General features: G+C 47.7%; 14 protein-coding genes and 1 pseudogene. 13 read left to right on the plus strand and 2 right to left on the minus strand.

Features of this window, described 5'->3' with window-relative positions; genetic code table 11:
- From ACMP1L_RS09915 to uvrA, 8 genes are all read left to right on the plus strand, one after another.
- A partial coding sequence (locus ACMP1L_RS09915) for an RNA-guided endonuclease TnpB family protein (protein WP_418452922.1) occupies nt 1-260 on the plus strand: 260 nt, incomplete at its 5' end.
- A gap of 208 nt (nt 261-468) precedes the next feature.
- Nucleotides 469-1,134 carry an HAD family hydrolase gene (locus tag ACMP1L_RS09920; protein WP_118534433.1) on the plus strand — a complete coding sequence of 222 codons (666 nt, stop codon included), beginning with the start codon at nt 469-471 and terminating at the stop codon, nt 1,132-1,134.
- A 169-nt stretch (nt 1,135-1,303) separates the two neighbouring features.
- Entirely contained in the window at nt 1,304-2,236 is a 933-nt protein-coding gene (locus ACMP1L_RS09925; RefSeq protein ID WP_177304765.1) for a transporter substrate-binding domain-containing protein, read from the plus strand.
- A gap of 18 nt (nt 2,237-2,254) precedes the next feature.
- A complete protein-coding gene (locus ACMP1L_RS09930) occupies nt 2,255-3,040 on the plus strand; it encodes an amino acid ABC transporter permease (protein WP_118534435.1) in 786 nt (261 codons plus the stop codon).
- A complete protein-coding gene (locus ACMP1L_RS09935; protein ID WP_118733930.1) occupies nt 3,024-3,800 on the plus strand; it encodes an amino acid ABC transporter ATP-binding protein in 777 nt (258 codons plus the stop codon). Before ACMP1L_RS09930 ends, ACMP1L_RS09935 begins: the two co-directional genes overlap by 17 nt.
- A gap of 96 nt (nt 3,801-3,896) precedes the next feature.
- Entirely contained in the window at nt 3,897-5,339 is a 1,443-nt protein-coding gene (locus ACMP1L_RS09940; RefSeq protein ID WP_418452923.1) for a M20 family metallopeptidase, read from the plus strand.
- A gap of 178 nt (nt 5,340-5,517) precedes the next feature.
- Nucleotides 5,518-7,461: an ATP-dependent zinc metalloprotease FtsH gene (gene ftsH, locus ACMP1L_RS09945; protein WP_418452928.1), complete on the plus strand. Its 1,944-nt coding sequence runs from the start codon at nt 5,518-5,520 to the stop codon at nt 7,459-7,461.
- A 111-nt stretch (nt 7,462-7,572) separates the two neighbouring features.
- Nucleotides 7,573-10,404 (plus strand): excinuclease ABC subunit UvrA, encoded by a 2,832-nt coding sequence (gene uvrA / locus ACMP1L_RS09950; protein ID WP_418452924.1) that lies wholly within the window; start codon nt 7,573-7,575, stop codon nt 10,402-10,404.
- A 79-nt stretch (nt 10,405-10,483) separates the two neighbouring features.
- Here the strand turns inward: uvrA and ACMP1L_RS09955 are convergent, their stop codons facing one another.
- Entirely contained in the window at nt 10,484-11,422 is a 939-nt protein-coding gene (locus ACMP1L_RS09955) for a LysR family transcriptional regulator (protein WP_418452925.1), read from the minus strand.
- A 210-nt stretch (nt 11,423-11,632) separates the two neighbouring features.
- On the opposite strand from ACMP1L_RS09955, the gene ACMP1L_RS09960 reads away from it, so the two are divergent.
- Both ACMP1L_RS09960 and ACMP1L_RS09965 read left to right on the plus strand, forming a co-directional pair.
- Entirely contained in the window at nt 11,633-12,940 is a 1,308-nt protein-coding gene (locus ACMP1L_RS09960) for a 2-hydroxycarboxylate transporter family protein (protein WP_118543327.1), read from the plus strand.
- 58 nt (nt 12,941-12,998) lie between these two features.
- A complete protein-coding gene (locus tag ACMP1L_RS09965) occupies nt 12,999-14,174 on the plus strand; it encodes a mandelate racemase/muconate lactonizing enzyme family protein (RefSeq protein WP_118543326.1) in 1,176 nt (391 codons plus the stop codon).
- Between the two features lie 89 nt (nt 14,175-14,263).
- On the opposite strand, the gene ACMP1L_RS09970 is transcribed toward ACMP1L_RS09965, so the two are convergent.
- On the minus strand, nt 14,264-15,604 hold the full coding sequence (locus ACMP1L_RS09970; RefSeq protein ID WP_418452926.1) for an MATE family efflux transporter: 1,341 nt from the start codon (nt 15,602-15,604) through the stop codon (nt 14,264-14,266).
- 85 nt (nt 15,605-15,689) lie between these two features.
- Here ACMP1L_RS09970 and ACMP1L_RS09975 point away from each other — a divergent pair.
- From ACMP1L_RS09975 to ACMP1L_RS09985, 3 genes and pseudogenes are all read left to right on the plus strand, one after another.
- A pseudogene (locus ACMP1L_RS09975) lies at nt 15,690-16,718 on the plus strand (metal-transporting ATPase); the annotation flags it as partial.
- Nucleotides 16,719-16,921: 203 nt separating this feature from the next.
- Nucleotides 16,922-17,128: a hypothetical protein gene (locus tag ACMP1L_RS09980; protein WP_147353393.1), complete on the plus strand. Its 207-nt coding sequence runs from the start codon at nt 16,922-16,924 to the stop codon at nt 17,126-17,128.
- A gap of 46 nt (nt 17,129-17,174) precedes the next feature.
- Complete coding sequence (locus ACMP1L_RS09985; RefSeq protein WP_418452927.1) at nt 17,175-17,534, plus strand: heavy-metal-associated domain-containing protein; 360 nt, start codon at nt 17,175-17,177, stop codon at nt 17,532-17,534.
- Nucleotides 17,535-17,586 lie beyond the last annotated feature (52 nt).

Here is a 17,586-nt window from a genome sequence, read left to right on the forward strand (position 1 = left end):
CAAAGTCCATAAGTGATGTATCATGGCATGAGCTGACAAGACAGTTAGAATATAAGGCCAAGTGGAATGGCAGAAAATATGTCAAAATAGATACATTCTATGCCAGTAGTCAATTGTGTTCAGTTTGTGGATACCAAAATATAGAGACGAAAAATCTATCAGTAAGGGAATGGATATGTCCTGTCTGTGGAACAAATCATGACAGGGATATCAATGCAGCAAAGAATATACTGGAAGAAGGATTAAGACAAATAGCATAAAAATAACAATATAGGGCAGGGACTGCCCGAATTAACGCCTGTGGAGATAGTAGGTTACGAGGTCTGTGAAGCAGGAAGCCCATTGGCTTTAGACAATGGGTAGTTCACAATAATGTCTCAAGTTTTTTACACAACTGACTAAAATCATCTCGCAAAGCAGAGATAAAAGATTCTGAGAGCACTTTAGAAAACCAAGGGAGGAACGCATATGATCCGTTGCTGTATTTTTGATCTGGATGGGACTTTATTGAACACACTGGATGCACTGACCTACACGACCAATCTGACTTTGAAGGAGTTTGGATATGGTCCGGTGGATCCGGAACACATCAAACAATTTGTGGGAGATGGATACCGGATGCAGATGAAGCGTGCACTGATGTACAGTGGAGATAAGGAACTCCTTCATTATGAAGAGGCACTTTCTGCCTACACCAGACTGTTTGCGGAGCATTGTCTTTACCATGTGCGGCCTTATGAGGGAATTCCTGAGCTGCTTCAGGAATTAAAGGCCCGGGGAATCCGCATTGCAGTTCTTTCCAACAAGCCCCATGCCCGGACTGTAGAGAATATTGAGGCAGTCTTTGGAAAAGGATATTTTGATATTGTGGCCGGGCAGAAGGACGATGTCCCGAAGAAGCCGGATCCGGCAGGTGTGAACCGGATTCTGGAGGAGTTTGGATGCAAGCCGGAGGAGTGCCTGTACTTTGGGGATACGAATACGGATATGCAGACTGGCCTGAATGCAAAGGCCCACACCGTGGGCGTGACCTGGGGATTCCGTGACCGGGCCGAGCTGGAAGCATTTCATCCGGACTTTGTCATTGATGACCCGAAGATGGTAACAAATCATATTCTTGCTTCATTTTCTTAAGTAAAACAGAAAATAATGCACAAAAAAGGAGGAATCTGCGGATTTCCTCCTTTTTTTAAGTTCTGGCACTTGATTAATTTTGGAAATTCGTTATAATGTTTAAGTATATATTTATATTTATGCATATTATTCATTGAAAGATGAATAAATGTGAAAGAGGAGGAACATTATGAAGAAGAAAATCGCGGCATTATCTATGGCAGCATGTATGGCAGCTTCTGTAACCGCCTGCGGCGGGAGCAAGCCGGCAGAGACTACTGCAGCAGCAACTGAGGCAGAGACTACTGCAGCTGAGTCAGCAGCAGAAGCAAGCAGCGCAGAGGAGACAAAGGCAGCAGCTGATATTGAGACAGTTACTCCTGGCAAGCTGACCGTAGCAACCAGCCCGGACTTTGCTCCGTACGAGTTCTACGCGATCGGTGAGGATGGAACTCCGAAGCTGGCAGGCTTTGATATGGATCTGGCTCAGTACATTGCTGATTATCTGGGCCTTGAATTAGAGGTTGTAACCGTAGATTTCGATGGTGTCATCAGTGAGCTGCAGACCAAATCGGTTGACCTGGGCATGGCCGGACTTTCCCCGGACGAGAAACGTATGGGCATTATGGATTTCTCTGATCTGTACTACATGGGAGGACAGTCCATAGTAACCGTGAAAGATAACGCAGAGAAATACAACAGCTTTGAAGCAATCAACAAACCGGATGTATCCGTAGGTGCGCAGGTTGGTTCCATTCAGATGGATCTGGCAAACGAGAACAGCCCGGAGGCCGACATTGTAGGTCTGCCGAAGGTTACCGATATCATTTCTGAACTGCTGACCGGCAAGATGGATGCTGCTTACATTGAGACTGATGTAGCAAAGAGCTATCAGAAAAACTATCCGGAGCTGACCCTGGTTATGGACGTACCGTACGATGCTGAGGGTTCAGCAATCGGCGTCTGCAAGGGTAATGAGGCACTGTTAGCAGGCGTAAACGAAGCAATCGCAGCCGCAAAAGAGGATGGCAGCCTTGAGAAGTTCATTGCTGACGCCGGCGAGCTTGCAGCAGGCGAGAAATACGAGGGTCTTCTGGACGCAGAAGGAAACGTTCAGAACTAATACTGAAAGGAGCACCTGATGAGTCAATTTGTTCAATGGAGCAATTTCTCCAAAATTGCGCCGTATGCTGAGCTGTTCAGGCAGGGCATTGTTGTAACGGTCCTGTTATCCGTATTTACGGTAGCGATCGGCTTTTGCATCGCGCTGATACTGGCACTGATGAGAATGTCCAATGTCCGTCCATTCCGGGCACTGGGCCTTGATAAAGACGGTCACATGCGCGAAGGCGGTCCGCTAGTCTGGATCAGCCGCTTTAATCCGCTGTCTTTCCTGGCTACAGCGTATGTCGAGATTCTGCGTTCCACGCCGGTCATCGTGCAGGTGTTTATCATCTACTACGGTGTGTTTGGCATTGTCCAGCTTCCGTCTTTCCAGATTTTCGGATTTATCAAGTTCAGCCGTTTCTTCCCGGGTGTTGTGGCCCTGGGCATGAACTCCGGCGCTTATCTGTGTGAGATCATCCGTGCGGGGATCCAGTCCATTGACGGCGGACAGACCGAGGCGGCCCGTTCCCTGGGCCTGTCCCAGACTCAGAACCTGCGTTATATCATTTTTCCGCAGGCACTCAAGAACATTCTCCCGGCGATTGCCAATGAGTTTGTTGTTATCATCAAGGAGTCTGCAATCACGTACACCATTGGTGTACAGGATATCATGTCTGCTGTAAATGCAGTCAAGGGTGCAACCTTTATTATCGTGGAGCCTCTGCTGGTGGCAACGGCAATTTATTTCTGCCTCTGCTTCCCGACTTCCAAGATCATTGCATATTTTGAGAGGAGAATGAGCCGTGGCGACAAACGATAGTATGATTCAGGTAAAAGATTTAAAGAAGCATTATAAGATGGGCACCATCAGAGCCCTGGATGGCGTGACGGTCAACATCAACAAAGGGGATGTGATGGCTGTCATCGGACCATCCGGTTCCGGAAAGTCTACTTTCCTGCGCAGTCTGAACCTGCTGGAGGAGCCGACCGGTGGTGCCATCATTTTTAGCGGTGTGGATATCACCAAGAAGAAATATCGGGATGAAAATGGAAAGACCGTAAAACTGGACATCGATGCCCTGCGTCAGCGCATGGGCATGGTGTTCCAGCATTTTAATCTGTTCCCGCACATGACGATTCTGGAGAACATGGTGCTTGCACCGATGAAGGTAAAAGGTGTCAGCCGCGCAGATGCGGAGAAGAAAGCTTTGGAGCTATTAGACCGTGTGGGTTTAAAAGACCGCGCGGACGCGTATCCGATCCAGCTTTCCGGAGGACAGAAGCAGCGAGTTGCCATTGTGCGTGCGCTGGCAATGGAGCCGGAGGTGATGCTCTTTGATGAGCCGACTTCCGCGCTGGATCCGGAGATGGTAGGCGAGGTTCTGGATGTTATGAAGGAACTGGCTCACGAGGGCATGACTATGGTAGTTGTAACCCATGAGATGGGATTTGCAAAAGAGGTTGGAAACCGCGTGCTCTTCATGGCAGACGGAAAGCTGCTGGAAGAGGGAACGCCGGAGGAAATCTTTGACCATCCGAAGCATGAGCGTCTGAAAGAATTTCTTGCGAAAGTTTTATAAGGAATACGATGAGAGGTGCCGGGATTTTTCCGGCGCCTTTTTGCGATAAGATGTAATGAGAGTGAAATTATTTTGGAGACGGACAGGAGAAAACAAGTGACAGAAGAAAAAAAAGAGGCCCTGGCGGCCATTGAAGCCAGAAAAGAACTGATTTGTAATGTGGCAGACCATATCTGGGAGTATGCGGAGTTATCCCTTCAGGAATTTAAGTCGGCAGCTCTTTACTGTGAGGTACTGGAGAAAGAAGGATTCCGCGTGAAAAAAGGTATCAGCGGCATAGAAACGGCATTTTCCGCAAGCTATGGAAGCGGCCGTCCTGTGATTGGCCTTCTGGCAGAGTATGATGCGCTTTCCGGCTTATCCCAGACTGCCGGCTGCACCGAGGAGAAGCCGCTTAAGGAAGGTGGAAGCGGCCACGGTTGTGGTCATAATATCCTGGGGGCCGGTGCCATGGCTGCGGCATTTGGAGTGAAGGCTTATCTGGAACAAAATCAGACAGCTGGTACGGTGATCCTGTATGGCTGTCCGGGAGAAGAGGGCGGTGCGGCCAAGGCCTTTATGGCAAGAGATGGTGTCTGGAGAAATCTGGATGCGGCGTTAACCTGGCATCCGGATGATGTAAATGAAGTGGCGACAGGTTCCTCCAATGCCTGCATCCAGACCCAGTACAAGTTCCACGGCATTGCTTCTCATGCGGCAGGTGCACCCGAGATGGGACGCAGCGCGCTGGATGCGGTGGAATTGATGAATACCGGCGTCCAGTATCTGCGGGAGCATATGAGTGATAAGGCGCGCATCCATTATGCCATTACGGATGCCGGCGGCTGCAGCCCGAATGTAGTGCAGGCGAAAGCCAGTGTCCTTTATATGGTGCGCTCCAATCACGTGGCAGAGGCCGTGGAGCTGCAGAAGCGGGTGGACAAGATCGCCCAGGGCGCAGCGCTGATGACGGAGACCACGTTTGAGAAGAAATTCATTGACGGTGTGGCAGATACCATCAGCAATTTCGCGTTAGAGCGTGTGCTTTACCGTAACTATGAAGAGCTGGGTGTGCCGTCTTATACCGATGAGGAGAATGACTTTGCAGATACGCTGTGCAAAACCTATATGGGAAATGACCGGATTCCGGGCGTTGCAGCAGAAAATGATGAAACTGCGCGGGAGCAGGTTGCCGCTATGCAGAAGGCCTGCGGCCATTCCATGAACGCGTTCCTGGCGCCGCTGTACCAGAAAAATGCGTTTCAGGCAGGTTCGACCGATGTAGGCGATGTGAGCTGGCTGACTCCGACGGCACAGATCCATGTGGCAGCATGGCCGAACGGCTGCCCGGGTCACAGCTGGCAGAATGTTTCCTGTGACCGTACCGAGATCGGTCATAAGGCAGCAGTCCATGCAGGAAAGGTGCTGGCAGCTGCAGCCATTGACCTGTTTAACCAGCCGGAGATATTAAAAGAGGCACGGGAAGAGTTTGAAAAGCGCACGGCAGCAGGATTTGTGAGCCCGGTTCCGGCGGATGCGGTTCCAACCATTCCAGATTGAGTTCACAGAAGAAACACAAAGAGTTTAGAAAGTTTTAACAGGAGCGGGGGTTTAAAAACCTCTGCTCTTGTTGTATACTAAATAGAACAGAAATAAAAATATTCTGGAAATCATCGTAACTGGGAGGATATTGCAGACAGTTACAAAACAAAAGACATAAGGAGAATATAGTATGGGTATGAAAGAAGACGGACCGAAGCGGCCCAATAAAAAGCTGCTTTACTACTATGGAATCATCCTTCTGATCACCATTCTGCTGAATGCGCTGGTTATGCCTGCTCTGGCAGAACGGTCTGTGACAGAAGTAACCTACGATCAGTTCCTGGATATGCTGGACAACAAGCAGATCGCAGGTGTTACAAGAGGGGACAATCAGCTGACGTTCTGGACGGAGGATGTGCAGCAGGCACTGAATGGCCAGCTTCCGTTAAAATCCTGGAAGACGGCAGATATCAAGCTTTATAAGACCGGCTTATGGCCGGATGAAGATCTGACAGCCCGCCTGCGGAACGCCGGGATAACCTTCTCAGAATCTATCCCAACCCAGGCATCTCCACTGCAGAATTTTATTTTTAACTGGGTGCTGCCAATCCTGATGTTTGTGGTCATCGGCCAGATCCTCAGCAAGAGCATGGCGAAACGGATGGGCGGTATGGGAAATGCCATGACCTTCGGAAAGTCCAACGCCAAGATCTATGCGGAGACTGAGACCGGCAAGACCTTTGCAGATGTAGCCGGTCAGGAAGAGGCAAAGGAAGCTTTAAAGGAAATCGTGGATTTCCTTCATAATCCGCAGAAATATGCAGATATCGGTGCAGTTCTGCCAAAGGGCGCACTGCTTGTAGGCCCTCCCGGAACCGGTAAGACTCTGCTGGCGAAAGCAGTAGCCGGTGAGGCACATGTTCCATTCTTCTCCATCTCCGGTTCGGAATTTGTGGAGATGTTCGTCGGTATGGGCGCAGCCAAGGTGCGTGACCTGTTCAAGCAGGCGAATGAGAAGGCACCGTGTATCGTATTCATCGATGAGATCGACACCATTGGTAAGAAGCGTGACGGTTCCGGCTTTTCCGGAAATGACGAGCGGGAACAGACCTTAAACCAGCTGCTGACCGAGATGGACGGCTTTGATGGCCGCAAGGGTGTTGTCATTCTGGCAGCGACCAACCGTCCGGAGTCTCTGGACAAGGCACTCCTTCGACCGGGCCGTTTTGACCGGCGGATCCCGGTAGAGCTTCCGGATCTGAAGGGCCGTGTGGCAATCCTGAAGGTTCATGCAAAGAATGTAAAGCTTGGAAGTGATATTGACTTTGACGCCATCGGACGCGCAACTTCCGGTGCCAGCGGTGCAGAGCTCGCCAATATCATCAATGAAGGCGCACTGCGGGCAGTCCGTCAGGGCCGTGCATTTGTGACTCAGGCAGATTTAGAGGAGAGCGTGGAGGTTGTCATTGCCGGATACCAGAGAAAGGATGCTGCAGTTTCCATCAACGAGAAGCGCATCGTCTCTTATCATGAGGTGGGACACGCACTGGTGGCAGCATGTCAGAGCAACAGTGCCCCGGTGCATAAGATCACCATTATCCCGCGTACTTCCGGTGCTCTGGGCTACACCATGCAGGTGGAAGAGGGCGAACGTTTCCTGATGAGCAAGGAAGAGGCCTTAAACAAGATTGCGACTCTGACCGGCGGACGTGCCGCAGAGGAATTTATCTTCCATTCCATTACGACCGGTGCAGCCAATGATATTGAACAGGCCACCAAAATGGCGCGGGCCATGGTAACCCGTTACGGCATGAGCAGCCAGTTCGGTATGGTAGCGCTGGAGACAGTAAACAACCAGTATCTGGGCGGCGATACCTCCATGGTATGCTCTCCTGAGACCGCAAGACTGGTAGATGAGGAAGTGGTTGCCATTGTCAGACAGCAGTACGACAAGGCTATGCAGATCCTGAAGGATAATGCGGCGAAGCTGAATGAAATTGCTGCTTATCTGTTGGAGCGTGAGACCATTACCGGTGAGGAATTTATGGAGATTCTGAAGGCCGGGAAGGAAAACGCGGAAGAGGAAAGTGAGACGCAGAAGCCGGAAGCAGAAGCCGGACAGACATCGGGTGAAGTTTAAAAACGTGCGGGACAGATACGAACAAATGTTTGCACCTGTCCCGCTTTTGTGGTATAATCAGGGTTATCTGAGACATACTAGAGAGGAATCAGAAGAGAAAGGTTTACAGCCATGGCAAAGCAGTATATCAAGATTCGTGGTGCGAATGAGCACAACCTGAAACATATATCCCTGGACATTCCCAGAAACGAGCTGGTGGTGCTGACGGGCCTGAGCGGCTCGGGCAAGTCTTCCCTGGCCTTTGATACGATTTATGCAGAAGGGCAGCGGCGTTATATGGAGTCGCTGTCCTCTTACGCAAGGCAGTTCCTTGGCCAGATGGAAAAGCCGGATGTGGAGAGCATTGAGGGACTTTCCCCGGCCATCTCCATTGACCAGAAATCTACCAACCGCAATCCGCGTTCGACTGTGGGTACGGTTACGGAAATCTACGATTACATGCGTCTTCTCTATGCCCGCATTGGCATTCCGCACTGTCCGAAATGCGGCCGTGAGATCAAAAAGCAGACCATTGACCAGATGGTGGACCAGATCCTGCAGTTGCCGGAGCGCACCAGGATCCAGCTGCTGGCGCCGGTAGTACGCGGGCGCAAGGGTGAGCATGTCAAGCTGTTGGAGCAGGCGCGCAAGAGCGGTTACGTCCGTGCCCGTATTGATGGAAATCTCTATGAGCTTTCCGAAGAGATCAAGCTGGAGAAGAATATCAAGCATAATATTGAAATTGTGGTAGACCGCCTGGTGGTAAAAGAAGGCATTGAAAAGCGCCTGACGGATTCGATCGAGACGGTCATGGGGCTTTCTGACGGTCTTATGATCGTGGATGTGATCGATGGGGAACCCATGAATTTCAGCATGAGCTTTGCCTGCCCGGACTGCGGCGTCAGCATTGAAGAGGTGGAGCCGCGAAGCTTTTCCTTCAACAATCCGTTTGGAGCTTGTCCGGAGTGTTTTGGTCTGGGCTACAAGATGGAGTTTGATGAAAACCTTATGATTCCAGACCGCTCCTTAAGTATTTCCAGGGGTGCCATTGTGGTAATGGGCTGGCAGTCCTGCACGGACAAAAACAGCTTTACCCACGCAATCCTGGATGCCCTGTGTAAGGAATATCATTTTGATCTGGACACACCGTTTGAGGACTATCCGAAGGAGATTCAGGACGTGCTCCTGTACGGAACCAACGGAAAAGAAGTAAAGGTGTACTATAAGGGCCAGCGAGGGGAAGGCATATATCCGGTGGCATTTGAGGGACTGATCCGCAATGTGGAGCGCCGCTACAAGGAGACCTTCTCGGAAGCCTCCAAGGCAGAGTATGAGACTTTTATGCGCATTACGCCGTGCAAAGCCTGCAAGGGCCAGCGCCTGAAATCCAGTTCCCTGGCAGTTACTGTAGGCGGCATCAATATTTATGAGGCAACGGAGCTCTCCATTACCCACTTCCGCGCATTTTTGGAGGAGCTGAAGCTCACTCCAATGCAGGAATCCATCGGTCATCAGATTTTAAAGGAGATCAAGGCGCGACTGGACTTCCTGTTAAATGTAGGACTGGAATACCTGTCTCTGTCCCGGGCTACTGGTACTTTGTCCGGCGGTGAGGCACAGAGAATCCGCCTGGCAACCCAGATCGGCTCCGGCCTAGTGGGCGTGGCATATATTCTGGATGAGCCGAGCATTGGTCTGCATCAGCGCGACAATGACAAGCTGCTGGCAACTCTGACCCACCTTCGTGACCTGGGCAATACAGTTCTGGTGGTAGAGCACGATGAGGATACCATGCGAGCGGCGGACTGCATTGTGGATATCGGACCGGGAGCAGGCGAACACGGTGGAGAAGTGGTAGCCATCGGTACTGCGGAAGAGATCATGCAGAATGAGAAGTCCGTCACTGGCGCGTACCTTAGCGGCCGTATCCAGATCCCGGTGCCGAAGGAGCGCAGACAGCCGACCGGCTGGATCACAGTGCGCGGGGCAGCAGAGAACAACTTAAAAAATATCGATGTTTCCTTCCCACTTGGCATTATGACCTGCGTGACCGGTGTCTCCGGCTCGGGAAAAAGTTCCCTGGTCAACGAAATCCTTTATAAGGAACTGGCAAGAAAGCTGAACCGTGCGCGTACTATTCCGGGCAAATTTAAGAAGATCGAGGGATTGGAGCAGCTGGATAAGGTCATCAACATTGACCAGTCCCCGATCGGCCGTACTCCGCGTTCTAACCCGGCAACTTACACGGGCGTGTTTGATATGATCCGCGACCTGTTTGCGTCGACGCCGGATGCCAAGGCGAAAGGCTATAAAAAAGGACGTTTCAGCTTTAATGTGAAGGGCGGTCGGTGTGAGGCCTGCAGCGGTGACGGCATCATCAAGATTGAGATGCATTTTTTGCCGGATGTCTATGTGCCGTGTGAAGTCTGTGGGGGCAAACGCTATAACCGCGAGACGCTGGAAGTGAAATATAAGGGAAAGAGCATTTACGATGTGCTGAACATGACGGTAGAAGAGGCTATGAAATTCTTTGAGAATGTGCCGTCGATCTACCGGAAGATTGCGACCTTGAATGATGTGGGACTTTCGTATATCCGTCTGGGACAGCCGTCAACCCAGCTTTCCGGCGGCGAGGCACAGCGGATCAAGCTGTCGACGGAGTTAAGCCGCCGTGGAACCGGAAAGACCGTTTATATTCTGGATGAGCCGACAACCGGTCTGCATTTTGCGGATGTCCACAAGCTGGTGGAGATCCTGCGCAGATTGTCGGATGGTGGTAATACGGTCATTGTCATTGAGCACAACCTGGATGTGATCAAAACAGCGGATTACCTGATCGATATTGGACCGGAGGGCGGCGAGCGCGGTGGAACTGTTATCGCGAAAGGAACGCCGGAGGAAGTCGCAGAAAGCCCGGTATCTTATACTGGAAAGTATGTGAAGCGGTATCTGAGTAGAAACTGATCATCATAGGTGTTTTTAGAAAAATCCGAATGTCATTACACGGTAACATATGGTGTAATGACATTCGGATTTTTTATGTTTATAAAGGATAGAGCTGTGGGATTAATTGTTTACGAATTAAATCAAGCATATCTTGAATTAAATTGACGTTATTGGGATTTTCAGCATAAAAGGCGTGAATGTTTTGAACGGGAGGTGTTGAATCCAAAGTACAAAAATAAACATCGTATCGAGATGCAATTTGTTCCCATCTGCAAATGCTTTGAGAAATGAATGTAACGCCCATGCCATTGCTGGCAAGAAGCAGAGCAGCTTGAGGCGTACCATAGGTTATTAGATTTCCATATTTAAACTGATAGCGATTCATTTCTCGTTCTAAAAAATATGTGTAATTATTAATATTTTCGCCACAAACAAAAGGTGCACCGTCTAATATAGAAGAATCGATAAGGCAAGGATGTTCAATAGAGCATCCTTTGTATTTTTCTGGTGAAATAAGGCCAAGCGATTGAGGTATTACATAGATAAGATTTTCTTGGATTAAAAATTCATCTTGAATATTGTTATGCGTGTTTGAAAGGCTAAAAGTTCCGATCGCTAGAGTAGCAGGAAGATTGTCAATGTTTTTGTCATGTGTACTCAAAGCGTTGTTATTGATGGACAATTGTACGTCTGGATGAAGTTTTGCAAACGTGGGCAGTAAAAGGGGAAGCCAATAATGCCCACGTCCACTTCCGATGCTTAGACAGAAACGAGTTTTTGATAAAGATGATAATTGGTTTTGCATTTTGATCTGCAGTTGCCGGATATGGTTCATTTCTTGTATATAGAGATTTCCGGCAGCGGTCAGTCTGATCGGTGAATGTTTACGATCAAAAAGTTTCACACCTAATTCGCTTTCTAACTTATTTAATGCACTTGTTAATGCGGGCTGTGAAATATATAGTCTGGCTGCAGCTTTTGTTAAATTTTGTTCTTGAGCAACAGCTATGACATAATCTAATTTATCGAAAGACATAAAGCACACTCCTTAAATTATAAATATTTGTTTATAGTATTATTTATGGGAACATATTGGACAAAATGATGAATTACACAATATAATTATGTCATAAAGTATATGATGCTTTTGCAGCAAAGTCAATAAATGCAGAAATTGCATAAAAATTCTTGATATATGTCGACAAATATTTAAGAAAAAAGAAAAAAATATAAGGAGAATATTATTATGGGTGTTTCGAAAAAGTATGAATGGATGGGTTTGCCTTTACTGACATGGGTGGTGTTAGCTGGGATAACGGTATTAGGTATGTACTCAGGAAAAATGGGAACAGATTTTGGCTCTACAATATTTTGGCTTACAGTAATCGGAGCTATAATCATGGGAGTGGGCAATCAGCTTCCAATCGTAAAAGATTATTTAGGTGGTGGACCATTACTTTTATTATTACTTGGTTCTTTTGCAACATGGGCGAAATTAATACCGGAAGCTTATGTTGAAGCTGCAAATAACTGGATGTCTGGAATCAATTTTCAAGCTTTTTTTCTTACATTATTGATTGTAAGCGCAGTTATGGCTATTGAGCGAAAAATTTTGTTAAAATCTTTGGTCGGATATCTTCCGTGTATTTTAGGTGGCTTAGTAGGAGCTGCGATTATGGCGGCTGCAGCAGGCATGATTTGTTTCCATTTAAGTATCGGAGACATTTTGATGACTTATGTGATGCCTATAATGGGTGGTGGAAGTGCAGCAGGTGCTCTTCCAATGAGTAGCATTTATGAAGAGGTGACAGGAAAAGACAAGGATGTATATTACGGCATTGCGATGTCTGCATTGATGGTTGCTAATATTCTTTGCATTTTCTTTGCTGTTGGTTTGGATCTTTTAGGAAAGAAATTTCCAAAAATGACAGGAGATGGAAGTCAATTATTACGTAAAAAGAATGACAAAGATAGCATTGGAGATTCGGAGCAGGTTACATACAGTTTAGAAGATATGGGAAATGGAATGATGATCATGGCTGGGTGCTGGGTATTTGCCGGTCTTTGTTCCAAATGGTTTCTTCCTAAAATTTTTGGTGTATCGATTCATCAGTATGCATACTTGGTTATTATTGCGGTTGGATTAAATATTAGTGGTGTGTTGTCTGCAAAATTAAGAAAAGGAATTTGCAAAGTCTATGATGTAATGAAAGTTTGGCTGACACCGTCAGTATTTGCAGGAATGGCAATTTCTCTTCTGGATTTTCAGAGCTTTATCGATGCTATGTCAGTGAAAACACTGGTGCTTTCTGTTGCTATTATTGTAGGTTGTATTTTGGGAAGTGCGCTGATTGGTTATCTCGTGGGCTTTTATCCAATAGATGCCGCAATGACAGGAGGGTTATGCATGGCTAACATGGGAGGCAGTGGAGATATGCTGATTTTGGCTGCTGGAAACAGAATGGATCTTATGACTTACGCATCAATTTCCTCTAGAATTGGTGGAGCCATTGTACTTGCAATTTCGGGAGTTGTATTTGGTATGTTTGGCTGAATGGACATGCCGAGCTATGATTCATATAAACAATATGGTAAAAGGTTGGAGAAGCGATATGAAAATTGTAAATGTAAAAGTAATAAAATCAAACAGAGCTGTTTATTGTAAGATACTCACAGATGAAGGAATCACAGGTTTGGGGGAAAGTGGAGCATGGGGATTTTTGGATGCCAGTGCACAGGCAATAGAAACGTTTTCCCAGTATCTGATTGGAAAAGATCCGATGGATATTGAACATCTTTGGCAGTCCATGTATCGCTATTCGCATTTCCGTGGCGCAGCAATCATGGGTGCTTTGAGCGCGATAGATATTGCATTATGGGATATCAAGGGAAAATATTACAATGCGCCTATATGGCAGTTGCTTGGTGGAAAATGTAGAGACAAGGTGAGAGTATATGCACATGTGAATGGCTGTACGGTAGAAGAACAGGTCGAACATTGCTTAAAGGCAAAAGAAGAGGGATATACAGCAGTGGGACATATTAATCCGTTTTTGGATGAACCTTCGGATGTGCCATTTTCTGATGGAACTGCGGCAATGTTATATAAAGCAGAAGAGCGGGTAGGAAAAATACGAGAAGCAGTAGGAAAAGATATGGACATTTGTCTGGAATTGCATCGAAGACTGGAACCTGCTTTGGCTATTTCTTTGTCGGGTAAACTGGAACAATTTAACCCTATGTTTTTGGAAGATCCAATTAGACCGGATAATTTTGATGCAATGGCACAAGTGGCTTCTGCTTCTAGGATTCCCATTGCTACTGGAGAACGTATTCATAATATTTTTGAATTTCAAATGCTTTTGGAAAGAAGAGCATGCCATTATGTAAGAGCAAGCATTTGTTTATGTGGAGGTATTACGGGAGCTATGAAAATTGCGGCTGTGGCAGAATCTCATCATTGTAGTCTGGTGCCGCACAACCCGCTGAGTCCTGTTGCTACGAATGCAGAGTTACAGTTATGTGCAGCCATTGATAATTTGGCTATTGCAGAGTATCCATCACCAGATGTTCGTTCCACCCAAGATCAGTTTATGGGTAAGAAAAGTGGATTACGCATGCGTGATATGGTGAATCATGTACCAAATGTAAAAGACGGTTATGTTGAAATTCCAACAGAACCAGGATTGGGAATTGAACTGGTGCCAGATGTAGAGAAACTATTTCCTTTTCAGTCGCACAAAATTGCTACTAGAATGAGAATAGATGGTTCTGTGTGCGATCAATAAGATTTCAGTAACAAAAAGGTTCTCTTTTTACGAAATAACCGGTAAAAGAGAACCTTTTATTGTCGAAGCAGTTTATAATGAATTTGGTGTTATTTCAGAAAATAATTCTGCCTACCTTCCCGGAAAAAGTATTTCCGGTGCATACCAATGAACAGAAGCAGAGTGAGAAACTCTGCCATCGGTACAGCGAGCCAGGCACCGTTGATTCCAAGAAACTGCGGCAGGATCAGCAGGGAGATCGTGGTAAAGACCAGCGTTCTCGCAAAGGAAATGATTGCGGATACTCTTCCGTTGGACAGTGCGGTGAAAAATCCGGAGGAAAGGATATTAAACCCGCAGAACAGAAAGTTTATGGCAAACAGCCGGAAGCCGGTGACAGCCAGCTCATAGGTTTTCGGATCATCCGTGAAGATGGTGACAATGCCGGTGGAAAGGAAGATGGCTGCCGCAGTCATAAATGCGGAAACGATTGCAGTGAACCGGAAAGAAATATGGTAAATATTTTTCAGTTCCTTTCGGTTTTCAGCGCCGTACTGGAATCCGATCACTGGGCTGATGCCGATGGAGAATCCCAGATAAAAGGCCTGGAATAAAAACTGACCGTACAAAAGAATGGTGATGGCAGCAACTCCGTTCGGTCCGGCCAGGCGCATCAGGATGATGTTAAATAAAAGGGTGATCACGGCATTGGAAAACTGGGTGACCATTTCGGAAGAACCGTTGTAGCAGGCCTGTAGGAGTTCTTTTACACGGAAAGAAAAACGGGTCAGATGCAGTTCGTGTCTGGGTGACAGGAAAAAGACCAGTCCGATCACGGCAGGGATGGTCTGTCCCAGTCCGGTTGCCATGGCGGCTCCGCCGATTCCAAGCTGACACGGTACAATGAGAACATAATCCATAACGGCATTGACCAGTCCGGCCAGGATTGTGAGGATCAGCCCCATATGCGGAGCTCCGGCAGTAACCAGAAAACACTGGAACAGGGTCTGGAGCATACAGGCCGGGGAAAACAAAAGCAGGATCTTCAAGTAGGTTATGCTGTCAGCCAGAAGCAGGTCGTTTGCACCAAGCATCCGGCAGATCGGTTCTGGAAAGAGAACAGCGATCAAAGCGGCGAAAAAGCTGAATAACAGTCCGACTAAAAGAAACAGAGAGAGGCATTCCCGTGCCTCTCTTTTTTTGCCCTCGCCCAGATATTTGCTGATGACAGCTGTGCCGCCGGTTGCCAGCATGGTGCCGACAGCGATGACAACGCTAGCAGCAGGAAAGGCGATATTTAAGGAAGAAAGCGCATTGCTTCCGACAAAGCGGGATACGAAAATGCCGTCCACAATTGTATAGAGGGACATAAACATCATCATGATAATAGATGGAAACGCAAATTTCAGCAGCGACCAGGGGCTGAAATGCTGATTAATGGATGTTGTCATTATAAAAACTCCTCGATATTCTGAAAATAGTCTTGAACATACAGGTGACTTTTGAGAGAATAAACCATAGGGTTACCCGATAGTCAATGGCCTTTCTGCCATTTACGAGGGCAGCGAACTCTGCGGCGGAAACTTCACCTTTATCAGCAGCGTTGCATCCGTATCCGGTGAGATCCGGAAAACGGCAGATCAGCTGGCAGAAGCTGGAAAGACTCCGCTGTATTTCAGCCGGGACGGGAAGCTTCTTGGTATGATCGCGGTGGCCGATGTCATCAAGGAAGACAGTCCGCGTGCCGTGAAAGAACTGCAGAACATGGGCATCCGCGTGGTGATGCTGACCGGAGACAATGAGCGCACGGCAAAAGCCATCGGCGCACAGGCCGGTGTGGACGAAGTCATCGCCGGAGTGCTTCCGGAGGGCAAGGAAAGTGTCATCCGTTCTTTAAAGGAACAGGGCAAGGTAGCCATGGTTGGAGACGGCATCAACGATGCTCCGGCCCTGACCCGTGCCGATATCGGAATCGCCATCGGCGCAGGAACCGATATCGCGATCGATGCGGCCAACGTGGTTCTGATGAAGAGCCGGTTAAGCGATGTCCCGGCAGCAATCCGCTTAAGCCGCGCAACGCTGCGTAACATCCGCGAGAACCTGTTCTGGGCATTTTTCTACAATGTGATCGGAATCCCGTTAGCAGCCGGAATCTGGTATCCGCTGTTTGGACTGAAGTTAAATCCGATGTTCGGCGCGGCGGCTATGAGCCTTTCCAGCTTCTGCGTGGTAACCAATGCCCTGCGTCTGAACCTGTTCAAGATGTATGACGCATCCAAAGACAAGAAGAAAAAACAAAGCAGACCACATGATGAAAGTCATGTTGATCATAAAGAGAAAAAGGAGAAGAAAACTATGACGAAAACCATGAAAATCGAAGGAATGATGTGCGGTCACTGTGAGGCAAGAGTGAAAAAGACTCTGGAAGGTATTGAGGGCGTAACCGGCGCAGAGGTAAGCCATGAGAAGGGAACCGCAGTCGTTACTCTGGAGAAAGAGATCGCAGACAGCGTGCTGAAAGAGGCTGTAGAGGCACAGGATTACAAGGTGGTATCTGTAGAGTAATTGCAGGTAAGGTGGCATGTACGGGCGTTTACCTGTTTTGCAGGAAGCAATTGGAAACGTCCGGTGCATGCATGATATAGCTTAAGTTGCGGCTGACAAGATCATGCGGCTGTCTGGGAAAGCACAGGCAGCCGCAGACGTTGAAAAAAGAAAAAACTGGATTTGGGTCAGAAATCCAGATGAAACAATCAGGAGGAAGAGCCGTGTCACATTCACAAAATTCTATGGGCTACATGGTGGTGCTTTGCATCATCCTGTACATAGTGGGCGTATCCATTTATCTCTTCGTAAAATTTGTAAGAAAAAAACTAGATGAGGCGAGAGACCGCAGATTCCAGAGGGAACATCAGGGAAGTCCGATGACAGAAATAAAAACGGAAGATCCGTCGGAAAAGCAGATTCATTCATAAGAAAGAAAAACTGACAGAAAAAGAAGACAGAAGGGAGCAAGCTATTATGACAGACATGATTGTAATCTTAGTCATTGCAGTATTTGTACTTCTTGGTGTAAAATCCACCATCAAGCATTTTAAAGGCGAGGGAGCCTGCTGTGGAGGCGGCGGTGGAAGCCTTCCGCCGGAGAAGAAAAAACTCGAGAATCCGGTCATCGGAAAGAAGATCGTTAAGATTTCCGGCATGCACTGCGAACACTGCGTCAACGCAGTCACCGAAGCCATCAACAAGATTGACGGTGCATCCGCAGAAGTCAGCCTGCACGGCAAAAAAGCCGTGGTAAGCTATGACCGCGAGCTGGATGAAGCACTGCTCAAAAAAACGATTGAGGATGCCGGGTATAAGGTGGAAGCGATCAAATAACAATTTGATTAACTTTAATAGGGCCGTGTGAGTTGCCTTTCGGCAACTCACA

This window comes from Ventrimonas sp. (assembly GCF_048380235.1).
Taxonomy (GTDB): domain Bacteria; phylum Bacillota; class Clostridia; order Lachnospirales; family Lachnospiraceae; genus Brotaphodocola.